Below are 323 nucleotides of genomic sequence, written 5' to 3' on the forward strand. Positions count from 1 at the left end.
CCGTAGTATACGGCGTAAACCCAGATATTTTGTACGGCAGCCAAACCGACATCTCCGCCGCTTCTTGTACGACTAACTGTCTGGCTCCTATGGCTGCGGTATTGCAAAAAGAATTCGGTCTTGTCGAAGGCTTGATGACCACCATCCACGCCTATACCGGCGACCAAAACACCCTTGACGCGCCACACCGCAAAGGCGACTTCCGCCGCGCCCGTGCCGCTGCCTTGAATATCGTACCGAACAGCACCTGTGCCGCTAAAGCCATAGGATTGGTTATTCCTGAATTGAACGGCAAGCTTGATGGTTCTGCCCAACGTGGTCCC

The 323-nt window shown here is 54.5% G+C and carries 1 pseudogene; it reads left to right on the forward strand.

Annotated elements, in window-relative coordinates:
• Window positions 1-323, forward strand: a pseudogene (locus ACTHS4_RS11765) (type I glyceraldehyde-3-phosphate dehydrogenase); the annotation flags it as partial.

The organism is Neisseria sp. P0014.S009 (assembly GCF_051958155.1).
GTDB classification, from domain to species: domain Bacteria; phylum Pseudomonadota; class Gammaproteobacteria; order Burkholderiales; family Neisseriaceae; genus Neisseria; species Neisseria flavescens_C.